The organism is Streptomyces sp. NBC_01288, assembly GCF_035982055.1.
Classification (GTDB): domain Bacteria; phylum Actinomycetota; class Actinomycetes; order Streptomycetales; family Streptomycetaceae; genus Streptomyces.
Genome location: NZ_CP108427.1, coordinates 1 through 17810 on the forward strand (window position 1 = coordinate 1; position 17810 = coordinate 17810).

The following is a 17810-nucleotide window of genomic DNA, read 5'->3' on the forward strand; positions in this document are numbered from 1 at the left end:
GGGATCCTGTGGGGCCGGCTGCTGCGCGGCCAGCGTGGCGCGCGCTGCGCGCCGGTCGGGTGAGGGGGTGTCAGGTGCGGCTAGTTGGTTGTGCGGGTGGGGAGTTGGGGAGTCCTGCGGACTCTGGGGCGGGTCCGCTGCGCTCCCCCGCCTGAGAGTCCTTCCGGCTGCGCCTCCAGGACCTTGGGGCCCACTGGCGTGGGCCGGGCCAGCTGTGAGGGTGGGGCACTCGTTCGTGTTGGGTTTGAGTGTAGTGGGTGCATCGTGTTGATGCAGCATGTACCGTTGGCGGAAACACGAGACACCCCCAACCACTTTGGGCGGAGCGAGAACTCTAAATGGAAAAGAAAGCCGGGGAAATGCCTGATATCCAACTCCGGAAACACCAGGTTCACGCGACTTCCGGTATCCGCAAGTGGGTGGGATTCCCTGCGAGATCATCTGTGCCCCCTGAGGGGGTCCGTGGCACGGGCGTGTCAGCGACCGGCTCCGGGAAGACGATCACCGCCGCGTGGGCGGCGCTGGAGAGCTTCCGGGACGGCCGGATCCTCGTCATGGTGCCCACCCTGGACCTGCTCGTGCAGACCATCCAGATGTGGCGCCGCATCGGGCACCGCTCCTTGATGGTCGCCGTGTGCTCCCTGGAGAACGACCCCGTGCTGAACGAGCTCGGGGTGCGCACCACCACCAACCCCATCCAGCTCGCCCTGTGGGCCGGACACGGGCCCGTCATCGTGTTCGCCACCTACGCCTCCCTCGTGGACCGTGAGGACCCAGAGGACCCGTCCCAGCGGAAGGTTCGTGGGCCGCTGGAGGCCGCTCTGGCGGGCGGGGAGCGGCTGTACGGGCAGCGCATGGACCCGTTCGACTTCGCGGTCGTCGACGAGGCCCACGGAACGGCCGGTGATCTCGGTCGGCCGTGGTCGGCGATCCACGACAACGCCCGGATCCCGGTGGACTTCCGGCTCTACCTCACCGCCACCCCGCGCATCCTCGCCCCGCCCCGCCCGCAGAAGGGCGCGGACGGCCAGGAGCTGGAGATCGCGTCGATGGGCCAGGACTCGCAGACCTACGGGCCCTGGCTGTTCGAGCTCGGACTCTCGGAGGCGATCGAGCGCGAGATCCTCGCGGGCTTCGAGATCGACGTACTGGAGATCCGCGACCCCTCCCCCATCCTCGGGGGATCGGAGGAGGCGCAGCGGGGCCGGCGCCTGGCGCTGCTGCAGACCGCCCTGCTGGAGCACGCCGCCAGGTGGAACCTGAAGACCGTCATGACGTTCCACCAGCGAGTGGAGGAGGCAGAGGCGTTCGCGGCGAAACTCCCGGAGACGGCCGCGGAGCTGTACGCCACCGAGGCGTCCAACGACGCCCTGGCCGACGCGGAACGCCTGCCGAGGTCGTCGATCGACGCGGAGCTCTACGACCTGGAGGCCGGCCGCCACGTACCCCCGGACCGCGTGTGGTCGGCATGGCTGTGCGGCGACCACCTCGTCACCGAACGCCGCGAGACGATCCGCCAGTTCGCCAACGGCATCGACGCGGACGGCCGACGGGTCCACCGGGCGTTCCTGGCGAGCGTTCGCGTTCTCGGTGAAGGCGTCGACATCGTGGGCACCAGAGGTGTCGAGGCGATCTGCTTCGCCGACACCCGCGGCTCCCAGGTCGAGATCGTCCAGAACATCGGCCGCGCCCTGCGCCCCAACCCCGACGGCACGACCAAGACCGCCAGAATCATCGTGCCCATCTTCCTGGAGCCCGGCGAGGACCCCAACGACATGGTCGCCAGCGCCTCGTTCCGCCCCCTTGTAGCCGTTTTGCAAGGCCTGCGCTGTCACGATGAACGACTCGTCGAGCAGCTCGCCTCCCGCGCCCTCACCCGCAGCAGGGAGCAACGCAAGATCCACGTCCGTCGCGACGCGGACGGCCAGATCGTCGGCACCGACGGCGAAGGGGACGGCGAGGACCAGGAGCACGACGACACCCAGGCCGCCGCCGAATCGGCCCTGCTCCACTTCTCCAGCCCACGCGACGCGGCAACCATCGCGGCGTTCCTGCGCACCCGGGTGTACCGGCCGGAGTCGCTGGTGTGGCTGGAGGGCTACCAGGCCCTCATCCGCTGGCGGGCCGAGAACAAGATCACCGGCCTGTACGCCGTGCCGTACGACACCGAGACGACGGTCGGCGTGACGGAGGACTTCCCGCTGGGCAGGTGGGTGCACCAGCAGCGGAAGGCGCTACGGGCCGGGGAGTTGGAGGATCGGCGCAAGGAGCTGTTGGACGCGCCGGAGGCCGGGATGGTGTGGGAGCCGGGCGAGGAAGCCTGGGAGACCAAACTCGCCGCCCTCCGGTCCTACCGGCGGGCCACCGGGCACCTCGCCCCGCGTCAGGACGCGGTCTGGGGCGAGGCCGAGGCGATGGTGCCGATCGGGCAGCACACGGCCAACCTCCGCAGGAAGGGCGGCCTCGGGAAGGACCCCGAGCGCGCCGCAGCGCGGGCCGCGCAACTGACCGCCATCGACGAGGACTGGAACTGCCCCTGGCCGCTCGACTGGCAACGCCACTACCGCGTCCTCGCCGACCTCGCCGACACCGAGGCCGGCGGCGTGCTGCCGACCATCCAGCCGGGCGTCCTGTTCGAGGGCGACGACATCGGCAAGTGGCTCGCCCGGCAACGCGAGGCGAACACCTGGGTGCAGCTGTCTGCCCAACAGCAGGAGCGGCTGTCCCAGTTGGGCGTACAACCGCTTCAGGCCCCGACTCCCGCCCCGTCAGCGAAGCGCACGACGAAGGGGCCGAGTAAGGCGGAACAGGCGTTCCAGCGGGGCCTGGCGGCCCTCGCGCAGTGGGTCGAACGGGAAGGCACGGACCGGCCGACGCCGCGCGGCCACAGTGAACAGATCGCGGTCGACGGCGAAGCAGAGCCGGTGGTCGTGAAGCTGGGCGTATGGACCTCCAACACGAAGAGCCGCCGCGACAAACTCACCACCGAACAACGCGCCGCCCTCGCCGCGCTGGGCATCGAATGGGCGTGACGCCGACACTGGCCGGTCGCTGAACCGGGCGGTCAAGCGAAGTGCACTGAGAGGCCCCGGGCTTTATGCCCGGGGCTTCGTGCTGTCACGGCAGTTCCGTGTCGAAGAACTTGATCACCGAGGTGACCAGCATGAGGGCGTACACCGCGTTGATGCGCGAGTACTGGGTGCGAGAGACGCCGTGTGCGCTGGGATGGCGACCGAAGGTACGCGGGATGGGGTCACCGTTCTTGGGGAAGTACTTGGCGTGCGCGTACCAGACCGGGGCGAAGGTACAGGCGACCTTGAACTTGTAGTCCTCAAACTTGAACTTGACGCCTGTGGTCTTGAAGTCGTTCTTCGTGAGCCGGACGCGGGCGGCCTGGTCGAAATGGCGCTGGAGGAGGGAGTCGAGCAGGTTGGCGGCCAATGCCTGAGCCGCGCTGGTGTGGCCGGCTCGTAGAGCACGTGCGACATCGCGGGCGAAGCCGCGGGCATTCTGCACGTCCGGGTGCGTGACCTCTTCGAGCACCGCCTCGCAGTCGTTGACGATGCCCTTCCAGCGTCGGCCGATGATGCGGCGCCGGGCGGCCGCATCCGGCGCATCCAGCAGGGCGCGCACTGTCTGAGGCCCTGGAACCCACATAAGAGGGATGCCCTCTTCAACCAGGAGCTCTTCCAGGTCATCCAGATCGGGCCTGACGTCGCGCAGGTTCTCCGGGTAGAGCCTGTTGATGACGTCACCGAGAGAGGCGAAGACGCTGTGCCACTGGGGCGGCCGGTAGGTCGCGGTCAGCGGCTCCAACGCCTTCCGGACCATGTCGTTGAAGCCCGTCAGGCCCGCCATCTGCCTGCGGAGGTTCTCCGTGAAGGCGGTCATCCGGATCAGCGGAGAATCAACCACAATCCGAGGAAGCACCGGGCGCATCCTCACCGCAGCGGACTCAGCGAGCATCTTGCCGATCCACGCGTTTTGGTTCCACACATAGCCGTGGAACGGCTTGAATGCCGACGCGTAGAAGCGCGAAAGATCAACCGACTCCGTCTGGCCCGCGTCCTCGGACTCGTCAGGCTCCTGATCCTCCGCCTCGCCCGCGTCCTCAGGCTCCTTGTCCTCAGCCATGGCTACATACTCCCACGCTTCCATGCGCACTCATCAGGTGTTTTTGCCGTCCCCGGCTATGTCAGCCCCGCGTGGGTCGGTCGGCGACTACCGCCGACGCAGGATGGTGACCCGGACCTCCGCCAGGACGACGCCGGTCGACGGCGAGGCGGAGCCGGTGCTCGTGAAGCTGGGCGTATGGGTCTCCAACACCAAAGCGAGGCGGGACAAACTCACCGCCGAACAGCGGGCCATTCTCGCCGAGTTGAGGTTGGAGTGGGCGTAACAGCCAAGCCCCAGGTGTCAGTACAGCGCGATGGCGTCCACGACGATGGCCGGGCCCGTGATGTAGGCGTCGACGTCTTCGTCCGGCAGGACAATGCCCTGATTGGACTCTCCTGGGACTGAGAGGTCACAAAAGGCGGGACCGTGTGCACTACATAGTGTCGGCAGGTGAACGGGTCACCTCCGAGGAAGGGCGGACAACGATGGATCCAGTGCGCGGGGGAGGGCTGCTGATGCTGTGTGGCTGGTTGTATCGGCTGCTGCACACATGGTTGGCCGGCCGCACCGAACTACGCAGAACCGAGATGCAGCAGCAAGGCCTCAGCGAGCGCGTGCGGCACCTACCGCCCGGCAGCCGTCTGCTGGAAAGGTCGGGCAGTGTTGAGGTTGTGACGGGGGCACAGCCAGCGGAGCTCCGCCGTGGCTGAGTCGGCCTCGCCGGTGGCGAGGAAGACGGTACAGGCACCACCACGCTCTGCCGGGACGTCGCCCGCATTAACGACCAGCAATCTTGAGGACCTCTACCGCGTAGAGATGCCGCAACTGACGCGATTTCTGGTCCGTGTCGGCGCTACCCCCTTCGAGGCTGCCGATGCCGCACACGAAGCATTCACCGTGGCCATCGAGAAATGGGACAGCATCCGGGAACCGCGGGCTTGGTTGCGTAAGGTCGCTCACCGCTGCTATCTGCGTCAGACAGGACAACGGGACACCCCCTACGATCCAGTGCCCGATCGCCCGGGCGGCACCTGTCCCATTGCCTACGTGACTCTCAAAGAGGGAAACCAGCGGGTTTTGAACGCTCTCGCCCAGCTGCCGCCACTGCAGCGACACGTCATGGCGTGGTCCCAGGACGGCTTCACCGATCGAGAGATCGCCCAAGCGCTTGATATGCGGGAGGCCGCCGTGAGGAAGAACCGGAGCCGTGCCCGGCTTCGACTGAAGCAAACTCTCGTTGAGGGAACAGGGGGCTGCGATGAGTGAACACACCATGCCCCAGGAGACAGCTGTCCCAGAGGCTGACACCGCCCTGGGAGTTGGCCGTCCCACGAATGCCGATACGTGTCTGGATCAGCTTCTTGCTGATGCCGACGAAGAATTGTCCCAGTGTCTCGACGACGCCCTCGATCTGACGGGCGGCTTTCAGCAGCTTGCTTCCCTTCCTGCCTACCCTGGTCCACCGCGACAGACCGATGGCCTGAACGGGTATACCTCGTTCCGTTCAAGCCTGCACATCACCGGGCGTCCGGGCGAGCACAGCCACATTGACGACAACCAGCAGTTGCAAGAGGCCCTCGATCTCCTGCAGCACACGAGCGATCAGTTCCACAGCCTTGTGACCATGACGGACGACGGCCCGTCCTCCCTGGAAACCGCACGATCCAAGCTGACCCACGCTCAGCTTGTCATCTCCCGAGTCATCACCGAAGCACAAGGCAGAACACTTACGAGGACGCAGAACGCCTCGGCATTCAACGACATCCACGACTGCGTCAACACGGCCTGGACCACCGTGGCGCAGACGCTGGAAAGCCCTGCCGCCGACTCCCATGCCGTGCTCCTCGACGACGCCCTCGACACTCTCGACAGCGCCACGCAACGCCTCACCCAGGCACACCGCATCCTCGACCACCTCCTCGACCAAATCGGAGAAGACCTCGACCAGCCCCTTCCCGCCTGAGCCACCCCATCCGAAGGACACGTTCATCGCCGACGACCTCACCAGATCGTCAGCCAACTCGTCGACGTACGCCGACCGATGTGGCTTCGCGGTGCTGGAAGCCGGGCGGCGGCGGCCCAGGGCACGACGTACGCGCAGTCAGCCCCCAGGCGGGGAAGCCTGGGGGCTGACTGCCACCAGAACCGATGCTTGCCGCCTCTGTGCCCGACCCGATGCTGCTGGATCGCAAAGGGGCGGGCTTGGCCTGGAGCAGCATCGAACGGGCTCCGGTCAAGCCCAGGTCCTGAGCTCAGCGGTTCAGAATCCAGATGGTCAGGGCCTCGGCGGCGCCGGCAGTTGCGGCAAGCGTCACGTGGATCACCAGGCTGCGTAGAGCGCGGCGGGCACGGATCGCGCTGAGGTTCATGGTCTTCTCCTTCGACAGCGGCTGCGCGGTTGCAGCTGCGGTGGTGCCATGACGCTCCTTCCAGGAGGTTTCCAGCGAAGCGGCTACCTCCTGACGCTGTGCCAACTAGCCTGCTCAAGTGGCGTGTCAGAGTCTTTTCCAGGGCTGCTGATACCTGGAAGCGAGAGTGCGGAGGGAGCCGGTGGGAGCGAAAACGGATCGGTTCCGTGCGGAACTCAACGCGGCGCACCAGGCGGCGGGAAGACCGACGCTGGAGCGGTTGGTGCGCCTCGGGCTCGAACAGCGGCCTCCGATCAGGATCAGTGATTCGGCCATCAGCGGCTGGACGACCGGCCCCGCTGTACCCGGGCCGGCACAGCAGCGCTATTTCCTCGTCCTCACCGCCTTCTTGCAGAGCGAAGCCAAGCGCCGGAACGCGTCCTACGCGCCGCGTTCGCCGGCCTGGTGGCAAGAACTGCTCTCGGAGGCGCAGCGCGAGCGCAACAGCGGCCGAGGGGGGCGGCCGCGCGCCACCGCCGATACGCCGGCACAGGGGCCGATGACCCTTCCAGCCGCGCCATCGGGATTCACCGGCCGCTCCGCTGCTCTGACCGAGGTTCTGGACCAGCTGGAACCCGGCAGCCAGGGCGGAGACGAGTCGGCGACGATCGTCGTGTCGGCCGTGGCCGGGATGGCAGGAATCGGCAAGACCGCTCTCGCGCTCCACGCCGCGCATCAGGCACGTGCGCGCAGGTGGTTCCCCGGCGGGACTCTCTTCGCCGACATGCGCGGCTACAGCACCGACGCCAGTGCGGACCCCGGCGCGGTGGCCGACCGGTTCCTCCGCGCCTTCGGAGTGAGCGCCAAGGACATCCCCGACACCGCTGAGGGAAAGCTCGACGCCTGGCGCAACCTGCTGGACCAGTTGGCGCGGCAGCAACGGCCCGTGCTCGTCGTGTTCGACAACGTCCGTACGGCCGCCCAGACCTCCCAGCTACTGCCCTCGGCCCCCCACCGGGCCCTGATCACCTCCCGGCACAGCCTGTCGGCCCTGCCCGTGCACCGCGTGGACCTGGGCCCTCTTCCCCTCGACGAGGCAGTGGAGCTGCTGGACCAGTCCCTGCGCGCCGGCACGACCGGCGACGGCCGGGTCCAAGCGCAGCCGGATGCCGCCCACCGGCTGGCTCACCTGTGCGGATACCTCCCGCTGGCGCTGCGCATCACCGCGGCGCTCCTGCGCGACGAGCCCGACCGGTCCCTCGCAGACCAGGTGAGCGACCTGGAGGACGCCCGTGTGCGCCTGGACGCACTCGACTACCCCGACACCGGCCCGGACGGCAGCCCCCTGGCCATCCGGGCGGCCTTCGACCTCTCCTACCGGCACCTGACCGCACCACAGGCCCGCGCGTTCCGGCTCCTGGCCCACGCCCCCGGCACCGACCTGAGTGCCGATGCCGTCTCGTACATGCTCGGCCTGCACCACACCATCACGCGACGCCTCCTCGTCGACCTCGCCCGCGCCCACCTGATCGACGCCACCGGCGACCACCACTGGTCCATGCACGACCTGCTGCGCCTCTACGCCGGCGAGCACGCCGCAGCCAGCGCCGCCGAAGACCAGCAAGCCGAGGCGATGAAACGGCTCATCACGCTGTACGCAGGACTGACCCAGCAGGCTGTAGGACACCTCAAGCGCAGCGACACCTCGGTACCCCCCGAAAACCGGGCCCAGGCCCTGGACTGGCTGGAACGCGAGCGCACCAACCTGGTCGCCGCCGTCACCGCTGGCCCCTCACTCGGCCAGCCCACCGCCACGCTGTTCCTGGCGAACGCCCTCAACGACTTCTTCTCCCAGCAGCACTACTACGAAGACTGGGTCACGACCATCACCGTTGCCCTGTCCCTGGTCGTCGCCGCGGGCGACAGGCAACGTGAAGCGATCGGTCTGACCACCCTGGGGGCCGCACTGTCCGGCCAGCGGAAGTTCACCGAGGCCATCGACGCCTGCTTTCAGTCGCAGGCCATCGCCCGTGAACTGGGAGACCGCCGCCAGGAGGCCGGAGCCTGGACCACCATCGGGAACGCGTACAGGGAGCTCCACCAGATGCCGCAATCCGAGGAGGCGTGCCGAAAGGCTGCCACCGGCTTCCGGGAAGTAGGCGACCCAGCGAGCGAGGCGGGAGCCCTGGTCAACCTCGGCGGCACACTGGTGGCCATGCGGGGACGCGCCCCTGAGGCCGTGCAAGTCCTTCACAAAGCCCTCGGTCTCTACGAAGCTGCAGGCGATACACACGGCATGGCCTTCACCCTTATCAACTTGAGCAGTGCTCTGTGCGAAACCGGACCCTCCGCTGAGGCAGTAGAACTGTGCAAGATGGCAGTAGCCATCCTCAAGGTCAACGACCCCCACGCTGCCGCCCTCGCGCTGATCAACCTCGCCGTGGCCCTGAAGCCTGACGAGCACTACCAAGAAGCCATCGACGCCTGCCAACAGGCCCTGGACCTGCTCCGCACCACACATTCACCACATCTGAAAGCACAGGCCCTCGCCAGACTCGGTAGCTCCCTGCCCTACGCGGACCAGTACCCCGAAGCGATCGAAGCCCTGACCGGTGCGATTTCCGGCTTCCGCGAAAGCGGCGACCTTCACCACCTGGCAGAGTCAGTGAACAACCTCGGTGTCCTGCTCCTCGGCACCGGGCATCCGGACGAGGCCATCGAGCCGCTCACCGAGGCCGCTGCGATACATCGCCAACTAGGCGATGCCCACCGTGAAGCGAAGACCCTGATGGTGCTGGCCCGAGCCCATCACGGAGTCCAGGAGTTCGAGGAGACCTTCGAGGCCCTCATCCGCGCGGCTGCACTCTTCCACCAAGCCGAAGACCACAGCCAGGAAGGGCAGGCCAGAATTGACCAAGCCCTGATCCTCAGCAACCTGTGGCACGACCACCACGAGCTCGTCACTCCTGCCGCTGGCGAGGACAACCTGCAGATCACCCCCCTGCCGCCTGGGGCCGACGGCCTACCCGTCCTCGCCATCAACCTGGCGCTGCCCGCCGCAGCCACCGAGGAGCACCACACCGAGACCGACACCGGCCTGGCCCACTATCTCGACAGACTCGGCTTCAACCCGCTGACACACGGCATCGAGCAGCTCCCCGTTTCCAACCAGTGGATCGCACTCATATCCCCGATACAGAACACTGCAGATGGACCCGACCAGTGGCTGCTCACCATCGTCGACCCGATGGGCGCCGTCCTCTTCCTCCGCCCCCTGACAATCCCGGATGCATGGTGCGTCCAGGCCATAGACCGCGCCCTCTGCCTGCTCACCTACGACCCCGCCTCACCCACAACAAGCAGCAACGAGCAACAACAGGCTTCGGCCACACCGCACGACAACGGGCTTCTCCTGGCAGCCGTCATCCCCCTCCGCGCCTACGACCCCACTGCGCAAGCACCCGAAGAACCCGGCACCAGCGACCCAACACACACCGAAACCGAAGGCTCACCACACCCCCAATAGCACGGCACCTCCCCCGCCCCGGTCTCTCCCCACCGACATCCCCCACCTGACGTCGACGCCGCATTGACGGCGGCCCGGGCGCGGCGCCCCGCCGACGCGCAACCGACTGAGCGCACCCCAATCCCCTCGCCCGCTGCCCGGGTCGTGTCCCACCCACCCACTTCTCTGTTCTTCCTGCTGTGGGGCGTGGACTCGGAGGCGTAGAGGGGATGTCGGCCTCCCGACCACGGCCCAACCAGCATGGTTACCTGCGGTTTCACGGACAGGCGCGGCAGAGCGTGCGGACGGTTGTCGGCCGGGTTGTCGGCGGGGATGTGGGCCTGGTCCACGGACGTGTTGTCGCTTCGTGACCGTGGTCGGGCCTTCATGGTCGGTGGTCCGGTCGGCGCCGACTGCTGCCGTGACCGGTACACGCGGCGGCGGGCAAGACGTCGCCGCACCGTACGGGAAGCGAGCAGATCCGTGACGATCAGCGTGGACACGGGCAGCGGGATCGGATGGCCACCGCCGAGCAGATGCACCGGATGATCGCCCCCTCGGCGCATCGAGCAGACCCGTCGCCAGCTGGCCCGGCTGCGTGCTGAGAGGCTGGTCGACCGCACCACCCCGCCCCACGCCCGTACGCCCTGGTCACGCAACCTGCCCCGGGCTTCAGGCCGACGTGGGTCAGAGCTCGAACTCGAGGTACTCGATGTCGGTGAAGCGGACCTCCTCCAGACTGCCGGCGCGGCGGCCGTTGTCCTGGAAGTACACCTCCCTGAGCGCGTCGGCGGCGATCTCCCGCAGCTCCTGGTCGCTGGCGCCAGCCTCCTGGGCGTCGAAGAGGCGGGCGGCATAGTGCGGCGGCAGGGCGACCGTCAGGTGCCGGAGCCGGTCCTGGTCCGTCGTCCCGATCGGCGCGGTGTAGCCGAGGCGGGCGCGGGTGTCGATGACGATGCCGCCGGTGCTCGCCGCCTTCTGCCGCGCCTGGGCGCGGATCTGCGGCTGCCACCGCTTCTTCACCTCGCGCTCCAGGCGGGCGGCGAGGTCCGGGCGGGGCTTTTTGATCTGGTCTTTGACATACCGTTCGACGGTGCGCTGGGAGATGCGCAGCATCTGGGCGGCCGTCTTGGTGCCTCCCAGCTGCTTGACCAGGTACCGCATCTGGGCGCCGGCGCTCTTGGGTGCTGGGCGGGTGAACGCCTTCTGCACCGCGGCGTCCAGGCCGTCCCCGAACAGGCTCATCGCGCTCTACCTACTCTCCGGTGTCCTGGTCGGTGACGGTGCCGTCCTTGATGTACCGGGCGAGGTTGAGTTCCGGGGCGTTGAACTGTTCGCGGACGCCCTCGCCCCACAGCACGCTCTGGGTGCCCTCCCACTTCACCAGCCCGGGGTTGACCCCGAGCTTGAAGCCGCCCGGCAGCGACTTGCCGTCCCGGTAGGGCAGGAAGTCCAGTGGCGAAGGCCCGTCGGAGGCGTAGACGGCGCAGTCCGAGAGGACCGCGACCGGGTACTGCCCGGTGAAGGCGGCGTGCTTGACGATCTTGCGGTGCATGTTGATCCGGGTGCGGGAGATGACGGCGGCGCGGATGTCCGGGCGCCAGGTGGGCCGGGCGAGGGCCCGCCAGGGCTGCCCTGGTTTCCAGCCCTCGCCGCGCGGGCGTTCGCGCAGCTTGCCGATGCCGCCCTTCACGGTCGCCTTGATCGCGGACACCACGATCGCCAGCTGAGGGTCACGCAGGCGGTAGCCGTCCATCGCCGTCAGGAACTCCTCCGGCGTCAGGTCGGCGCCCACTCCGAGGTCGGCCATCGTAGCGAGGTACGCGTCGCGCAGCCGGTTGTACCAGCCGTCCAGGTAACGCCCGTTGTCGTAGCGCACCCACGCCTCGACCGGGCGCACCTCGTAGCCCAGTTCGACCGCGTACGCGACGGTGGGCGTGGCGTACCACGCCGGGCCCTCGGGCCGTTCACCCTTCGGCGTGAACGGGCTGGGCAGCAACGAGCCATCCAGGTCCACCCACGTGTCCTTGGCGACCTTCACCCTCGACAGGTCGACATGCGACAGATCGACCAGCCACGCGCCGGGCAGCTTCGCGTCGAACACCGGCGCCTTGACGTGTGTCGGCGCACCGAGGCCGACCGTGAGGCCGTTGGCGCCGGCGGCGAAGGCCATGTTCACGTCGATGCCCACCAGGTGCCGGAGGGTGCATTCGGCGTCGGTGAGCGGGCGTGCCCAGTCGTACGCCTCCTCCACCAGGACCTCCGCCGGGGTGCGGTGGTGGAAACGCGGCAGGTCGGCAAGGAGCGGGTGGCCGTCGGGAGCCTCGCACGGTGCGCAGTCCACCGGATCCTTGCCCAGCGAGCCGGGGTTGTGCTCGGAGTGCCGCTTCCCGTCGGCGTCCGGCTCGGAGGCACGGGTCGGCGGGTGCAGCGCGGTCATCAGCTCCAGACCGGTCACGGCGGTCGATCCGCGCGGCGTCATCACCCTCGACGCGTACGTGCCCAGCAGCCGGGCGAGGTCCGCCGACGGCAGCTGGGCGGCATCGGCCCAGTGGCGGGTGTCGAGCGCGTCCCACGACGGGATGCACAACTGCACGCAGGCCCGCTCCGAGCCCTGCGCGGGGCGGTAGATCCGCGCCCACGGCCCGAACCCGCGCTTGGTCAACTTCCAGTCCGCACGGATCAGTTGCTTGATGGCCTTGTGGCCTTCCGGGATCCGTCCTGCCAGGCGCTCCTCCTTTGTGAGCGTCACCGGCAGGCCGTAGTGCTCGCATGCGGTCTCGGTCAGCACGAGCAGCGGGTCGGCGTCCTTGCCCGGACCGGACAGCTTCGGCTGGCCGAGCCGCCCCTCGCTCAGCGTCCACTCCACCAGGGCCGGAATGGACTTCGCCGGTACGTCCAGGACCAGGCCGCCGACGCAGTACGCCAGCGCCTGGCCGTCGGCGACGTCGACGACCGCGAGCGGCCCGTTGACGAATCGCGGGTCAGCGCCGCCTGCCGGGAGGGGCTTTCTCTCGCCCTGGCGGCGCGACGTCGGCGCGGTCGTGGCGGCCGGATGCGGTGCAGCGGCCGGGACGGCGGGGCGGTGTGCGGTGTGCGCAGGCTCCGCAGTCGGGCCTGTGGGTGCGCTGCGGGGGTGGGCCGGTTCGGCTGCCGGTGGCGCAGGGGCGGCCTCAACGGCAGGCGTCTCGGGGGCTGTCGTGTCCTCGGGGGGCACGGGAGCGTTGGCGGGGTAGAGCTGGGCGAGCTGCTTGAGCAGGCGGGCGTATGCATCGCGCTCCGGAGGCCTGGGCTCGGTCTTGCCGGCCTCCCAGCCGCTGACCGTCGCGCGCCGCACCTGCAGTGCGGCGGCCACCTCGTCCAGCGTCAGGCCGTGCGCCTGGCGCAGCCGCTTGCGCTCCGCCGGGGGCGGCAGCGGGGAGCGGGACGCGATGAGCGCGTCGACCGCGTCGAACAGCTCGGACATGCAGCACCTCCTGTCCCGCAACCCTAGCGTGAAGCGCACGTTTCGCGTACCAAGCGCGTACGGATGGCGTAAACGGCGGGTGAGGGTTCACGGTTGCTCCCGGAGGGCGCGCTCGGGCTTGGGCTGTTGCAGGCTCTCTAGCCGAGGGTCCGCGGCGGTGTCCTGGCTATACCTGAACTGGCCGGTGAGAACCGCCTGGTGTGAGAGATCTGGGAGAGCAGGCAGCCGCCGTGCACCAGCAGCCATCGCGGTGGCAGAACGCTCGGGGGCGGGCATGGGTGAGATCGTCAAAGGACTTGAGCGGGCGCTGCTGACCCGTCCCGTGCCCACGCGGGACGCCGCCGTCCGCTTCCTGCTCAAGACCCAGAAGGGCTCAACGAAGAACGTGGCCGTCCTCCTGGGGATCTCCCAGCGCACGGTACAGAGGTGGGTCACCACCCGGCCGGGAATGCGCCGCCGTCCCAGTGCCGTGCACGCGGGGCTGATCGATGAGGCCGTCAGGGCACGGTGGCAGCCCCTGGTGCGCTCCCGCCAGCGGGCCCGGGCCGAGGCCGACGGCTTTGTCCTCCACACCAGGGCGCGGTTCGGATTCGCCGCTCCGGCGGGCTCGTCGGACGATCCGCGGGTACGGCTGATCACCCAGTACCTGTCGGGAGAAGTGGCCCGCGAGCTGTTCGCCGCCCGGGACGCCGGCGGAGGTGAGCAGCAGCAGATGGTGATCCTCGCCCGGGCCCTGGGGCATGCCTACTTCCGGGACGCAGGCCGACGCGCCCACGGTCTCGGGATCGCCTTCACCGACGTGGAGTTCGCCGATTTCTCCATCGACTGACCGTGCACCAGGGTTCGGACTCAGCGCGTGGGCGGGGTCTGGCGCCGCGTCAGCATCGCGTCGTAGCGCTGTGCTTCCTTACGTTCGCGCCAGTCCCACTGGATACGGCCGGCAGGGCCGGTGCGCTGGCCGACAGGCGGCTGCGGCGGACACAGCCTCGCTGCCTCCGCCACACGCAGCAGGTGGGTGCGGTCGTGGGGGCCGGCCAGCAGATGCTGGTCCTGGCCGGGCGCGAGCCGGGCGAAGCACACGGCGGCCTTCAAGAAGACACGCGCCCACGGCGGCACCCGGTGGGTAGCGCAGCCGTCGGTGTAGCGGGCGCGGTCGTGCAGCGCCAGGGTGGCCGCGGCATCGTCGTAGTCGCCGGGGCGGGCAGTGGCGAGCTGCTGGAAGGAGACGCCGGTGAAGAGCGCGGCGGCGAGGGCGGCGGCCAGGCGGGGATGGGCGGTCACGGCGGCCAGGCGTCGGGCAGCTTCCCGGGCTGTCTGCTCGGTGAGGGGTGTGGGTGGCGGGCGGTGCCGGAAAGTGATCGGCGGCGGCGCGCACCGGGCGGTACAGGGTGCGGGGCTGTCGTAGGAAACGAGCCGCTCCAGCGCGGGCAGGGTGAGCCACCGGTTGGCCGGCCGGGCGGGTTCGCCGGCAGACGGGGGTATGGGAGCGGTCGTGCCGTAGTAGTGGCGTCGGGCAGCCTGGAAGTCGGCGGTGACGGCGTAGTCGACCCTGTGCAGAGCCTGGTGCAGGGCGGCGGGCAGACGGGGGCGGTGACAGACCAGGGTCAGATGGATGCCGGTGAGGGCGCACAGTTCCAGAAGGCGCGTCGCGCGGCGGGCGGTGAGGCGGTGGGCGCGCAGGACGGTCAGCCGGGTGACGGGCAGAGCGGTGATCCAGGCGGTGGCGGCTTCCCAAGCGGGCTGACGGCCGGCGGGAAAGCCGCCCGGGAGCAGGGGCGGTTTGCCCAGGGCGGCGAGAAGGTCGTGGGCAAGACCGGTCTCGCTGGTGGTGCCCGGGCCGGGATGCAGAGTGATCCGGCCGGACGGCACGTGGTGGGCGGCCAGGGCGGTGTGCGTGTGGACCGCGTCGTCGCCCGGGTCGATGACCACCGCGACGGGTGTCGGCGGCACGGCGGGCGGCATGGCGGCGTGCTGTTCAGGCAAGGCGGCTGAAGGCCCAGCGCAGCAGTTCCTGGTCGACGCGGGGGCGGCCGGTGCGGGCCAGGGCGGTGCGGGTGTGTGCGGTCAACTGGGCCCAGGCGCGGAAGTTGCCGTGTGCGGCGTGCTGGTCGGCGAAAGCGATGTCGTCGGGATCGGCATCCGCCCACACCGGATGGAACAGCGGGATGGCCTCCAGGACCTCGCCGGGGGTCAGGCGGGTGAAGTGCTGCCAGATGAAGATCCGGGAGGACAGCATCGGTTCGCGGCGCAGCACGGTGTGGCAGCCCTCGCCGCCGACGAAGACGATCGCGAGCTGGGTGGAGGGTTCGTCCCACAGATAGCGGAAGTACTCGAACGCCTCCCCGTTGAGCCACTGGGCCTCGTCCACCAGGAAGGTGCGGGGGCGTTCGGCCAGGGCGGTCTTCAGCAGGCGGTCGAACTCGCTGGGGTGGCGCGGTGGTTCACCGGCGAGGTCGAGGGCGGTGAACAGTTCGTAGCGCACCGCGCGGGCGGTGGGCCGGGCCCGGAAGGTGATCTTGCGGACGTCCTCGTGCGGTTCGAGTCCGCGCAGGCAGATGTTGACGGCGAGGGTCTTGCCGAAGCCGGCGCCGCCGTGGATGCACATCATGGCGCGGGCGGCGACCGTGTCGGTGATGTTGTCCCGGGCGGTGAGCAGGGCGCGGGTGGTGACCACGGACGCATCGGGCAGGTCGACGTACTGGTAGGTGGCCGCGGTCACAAGGCGTCTCCGTCGTCAGCAGGGTCTGCGGCTCGTGCGGACGAACCGTCGGGGGCAGGTCCGGACAGGACGGGAGCAGGCCGGCCGGGCGCGGTCCGGAGGGCGAGGGAGGGCGGGGTGCGCCAGTCGTCCGGGGGCGCGGCGGGCGGGATGAGGTCCGGCAGCGCCAGATCGGACAGGCCGGTGCCGGTGGCCCGGGCGAGTTCGGCCCCGGCCTGCGCGGTGGTCAGCGCGCCGAGCCGCCGGGGCGCCTCGGGCCGGTTCACGGCAGCGTAGCGCTCGCGCTGGGAAGCCTGAAGGTCCTTCCTCAACCGGCGGGTACGGGCGGCTCGCGTACGCCGTACGGCGCTGACCTGTGCGTCGGAGGCCTGATCGGCCAGGTCCGCGGGACCGAGGTAGCGTCCGGTGGCCGCGTGGTAGACCTCGATGCGGTGCTCGTGGTGGGGCATGAAGCGAATGCGGACCTGGATCCCGGCCTGGCCGGTCATCCACGACCCCACATAGTCGCGCTTCTTGAAGCGGATACCGCGGGTGGTCAGCGTGCGGGTACCGGCGTCCTCCAGGGTGAACGTCCACAGATCCGCGGCCGGCACGTCCCGCAGCGGGGTCAGGTCCTCCTGCCACGCCTCAAGCGGCGTCTTTCCCCGCAACGGCGCCGGGCGGTGCTCGGTGTTCCACCAGAGCGTCCAGTCCAGCAGCCGGGCGGTGAAGTCCTCGAAGCCGAGCAGCACTTCGTCCTTCGGGCGGGAGGCGCGTCTGCCGGGGCGCGGCTGGCGGGCGTAGCCGGGCAGCGCGGCCAGGAACATGCTCTCCACCGCCCGGTTCAACCCCTCCACGGTGCCCTTGAGGTGGGGGGTGTAGGCGGGGAGGTCCTCCACCGTCACGTCCAGGAGATCGAACGCCGCGGTCACCGTCCTGGACAGGAAGTCCCTGCCGCGGTCGACACGTACTTTCTCGGGCAGGCCGCCGAACGGGCCGTAGGGGTCCTCGCGCAGGACCGCGGAGCGCAGCGCGGCCAGCACCGACTCCCGCGAGGGATGCACCGGCGTGACCGCGACACCGGTGATCGCGTTCGTCGCGCAGTCGGTGAACCACGTGATCCACGGCCTGCGAGCTGTGCCGTCGACATCGACCAGCACCGGGGCCTGCACGTGGTCGCTCTCCCACACCTGATTGCGCCAGCCCCGCGGCCGGGCCAGGAACACATCGTGCTTGCGCGCCGCCCGCTCTCCTCCCGCAAGTCCCGCCCGCTCCCCCGGGGTCAGATCACGGCGGATCGCGCGGTGCAGCGTCGTCAGCGACGGCACATCCGGCGGCAGACCAGTACCCGGTGGCGGCCCGGCCTGTGCACCGGCATCGGCTCCGGGGCGCCCGGCCGCGCGGGCAGCGAGCTCACGCTGCACCGCGGCGACATTGCCCTTCCACAACGCCAGCAGCGCACGGACCTCCGGCGTGATCGTGAACCTCGTCCCGGTCCGGGCCCGTGCGCCGGGCTCGTCCGCCGCCCGTTCGTCGCGGCCGGCTTCGGCCAGCCACCGCCACACCGTGCGCTCCGACACTCCCAGCGCATCCGCCGCCACCCGGACATGACCACTCGTCAGCCCGCCCCGCACCCGCAGAGCCAGCAGCCGGCGCACCGTCACACCGCGCAGCGCG

12 protein-coding genes and 1 pseudogene are annotated in these 17810 nt (G+C 69.5%); 6 read left to right on the plus strand and 7 right to left on the minus strand.

Features of this window, described 5'->3' with window-relative positions:
- Positions 1–359 precede the first annotated feature (359 nt).
- Positions 360–3032 carry a DEAD/DEAH box helicase gene (locus OG194_RS00005; RefSeq protein WP_327398681.1) on the plus strand — a complete coding sequence of 891 codons (2673 nt, stop codon included), beginning with the start codon at positions 360–362 and terminating at the stop codon, positions 3030–3032.
- 85 nt (positions 3033–3117) lie between these two features.
- Here OG194_RS00005 and OG194_RS00010 read toward each other — a convergent pair whose 3' ends face one another.
- The gene (locus OG194_RS00010) at positions 3118–4134 is read right to left on the minus strand and encodes a hypothetical protein (protein WP_327398682.1); all 1017 of its coding nucleotides are present in this window, start codon (positions 4132–4134) and stop codon (positions 3118–3120) included.
- Positions 4135–4192: 58 nt separating this feature from the next.
- Between OG194_RS00010 and OG194_RS00015 the strand changes: the two genes are divergently transcribed.
- The 3 genes from OG194_RS00015 (at position 4193) to OG194_RS00025 (ending at position 6079) form a co-directional block, all read left to right on the plus strand.
- Positions 4193–4399 carry a helicase associated domain-containing protein gene (locus tag OG194_RS00015; protein ID WP_327398684.1) on the plus strand — a complete coding sequence of 69 codons (207 nt, stop codon included), beginning with the start codon at positions 4193–4195 and terminating at the stop codon, positions 4397–4399.
- 419 nt (positions 4400–4818) lie between these two features.
- Positions 4819–5382 carry an RNA polymerase sigma factor gene (locus OG194_RS00020; RefSeq protein WP_327398685.1) on the plus strand — a complete coding sequence of 188 codons (564 nt, stop codon included), beginning with the start codon at positions 4819–4821 and terminating at the stop codon, positions 5380–5382.
- The gene (locus OG194_RS00025; protein WP_327398686.1) at positions 5375–6079 is read left to right on the plus strand and encodes a hypothetical protein; all 705 of its coding nucleotides are present in this window, start codon (positions 5375–5377) and stop codon (positions 6077–6079) included. Before OG194_RS00020 ends, OG194_RS00025 begins: the two co-directional genes overlap by 8 nt.
- A gap of 289 nt (positions 6080–6368) precedes the next feature.
- Here OG194_RS00025 and OG194_RS00030 read toward each other — a convergent pair whose 3' ends face one another.
- Positions 6369–6590, minus strand: a complete 222-nt coding sequence (locus OG194_RS00030; protein WP_327398687.1) for a hypothetical protein — start codon at positions 6588–6590, stop codon at positions 6369–6371.
- A 76-nt stretch (positions 6591–6666) separates the two neighbouring features.
- On the opposite strand from OG194_RS00030, the gene OG194_RS00035 reads away from it, so the two are divergent.
- A complete protein-coding gene (locus OG194_RS00035) occupies positions 6667–9990 on the plus strand; it encodes an ATP-binding protein (RefSeq protein ID WP_327398688.1) in 3324 nt (1107 codons plus the stop codon).
- Between the two features lie 666 nt (positions 9991–10656).
- On the opposite strand, the gene tpg (OG194_RS00040) is transcribed toward OG194_RS00035, so the two are convergent.
- Together tpg (OG194_RS00040) and tap are read right to left on the minus strand one after the other, a co-directional pair.
- Entirely contained in the window at positions 10657–11214 is a 558-nt protein-coding gene (gene tpg, locus OG194_RS00040; RefSeq protein WP_327398689.1) for a telomere-protecting terminal protein Tpg, read from the minus strand.
- Positions 11215–11224: 10 nt separating this feature from the next.
- Entirely contained in the window at positions 11225–13435 is a 2211-nt protein-coding gene (tap, locus tag OG194_RS00045; protein ID WP_327398690.1) for a telomere-associated protein Tap, read from the minus strand.
- A gap of 274 nt (positions 13436–13709) precedes the next feature.
- Between tap and tpg (OG194_RS00050) the strand changes: the two genes are divergently transcribed.
- Positions 13710–14264 (plus strand): telomere-protecting terminal protein Tpg, encoded by a 555-nt coding sequence (gene tpg, locus OG194_RS00050; protein WP_327398691.1) that lies wholly within the window; start codon positions 13710–13712, stop codon positions 14262–14264.
- A gap of 20 nt (positions 14265–14284) precedes the next feature.
- Here tpg (OG194_RS00050) and OG194_RS00055 read toward each other — a convergent pair whose 3' ends face one another.
- From OG194_RS00055 to OG194_RS00065, 3 genes and pseudogenes are all read right to left on the minus strand, one after another.
- Positions 14285–15397 carry a hypothetical protein gene (locus tag OG194_RS00055; protein WP_327398692.1) on the minus strand — a complete coding sequence of 371 codons (1113 nt, stop codon included), beginning with the start codon at positions 15395–15397 and terminating at the stop codon, positions 14285–14287.
- A 13-nt stretch (positions 15398–15410) separates the two neighbouring features.
- The gene (locus OG194_RS00060; protein WP_327398693.1) at positions 15411–16154 is read right to left on the minus strand and encodes an ATP-binding protein; all 744 of its coding nucleotides are present in this window, start codon (positions 16152–16154) and stop codon (positions 15411–15413) included.
- 85 nt (positions 16155–16239) lie between these two features.
- A pseudogene (locus tag OG194_RS00065) lies at positions 16240–17791 on the minus strand (transposase); the annotation flags it as partial.
- Positions 17792–17810 lie beyond the last annotated feature (19 nt).

Bases quoted from the DNA above. Each gene is read 5' to 3' on its own strand.
- OG194_RS00005 (WP_327398681.1), top strand. From the start codon at position 360: ATGCCTGATATCCAACTCCGGAAACACCAGGTTCACGCGACTTCCGGT.
- OG194_RS00010 (WP_327398682.1), bottom strand. From the start codon at position 4,134: ATGGCTGAGGACAAGGAGCCTGAGGACGCGGGCGAGGCGGAGGATCAG.
- OG194_RS00015 (WP_327398684.1), top strand. From the start codon at position 4,193: ATGTCAGCCCCGCGTGGGTCGGTCGGCGACTACCGCCGACGCAGGATG.
- OG194_RS00025 (WP_327398686.1), top strand. From the start codon at position 5,375: ATGAGTGAACACACCATGCCCCAGGAGACAGCTGTCCCAGAGGCTGAC.
- tpg (WP_327398689.1), bottom strand. From the start codon at position 11,214: ATGAGCCTGTTCGGGGACGGCCTGGACGCCGCGGTGCAGAAGGCGTTC.
- tap (WP_327398690.1), bottom strand. From the start codon at position 13,435: ATGTCCGAGCTGTTCGACGCGGTCGACGCGCTCATCGCGTCCCGCTCC.
- tpg (WP_327398691.1), top strand. From the start codon at position 13,710: ATGGGTGAGATCGTCAAAGGACTTGAGCGGGCGCTGCTGACCCGTCCC.
- OG194_RS00055 (WP_327398692.1), bottom strand. From the start codon at position 15,397: ATGCCGCCCGCCGTGCCGCCGACACCCGTCGCGGTGGTCATCGACCCG.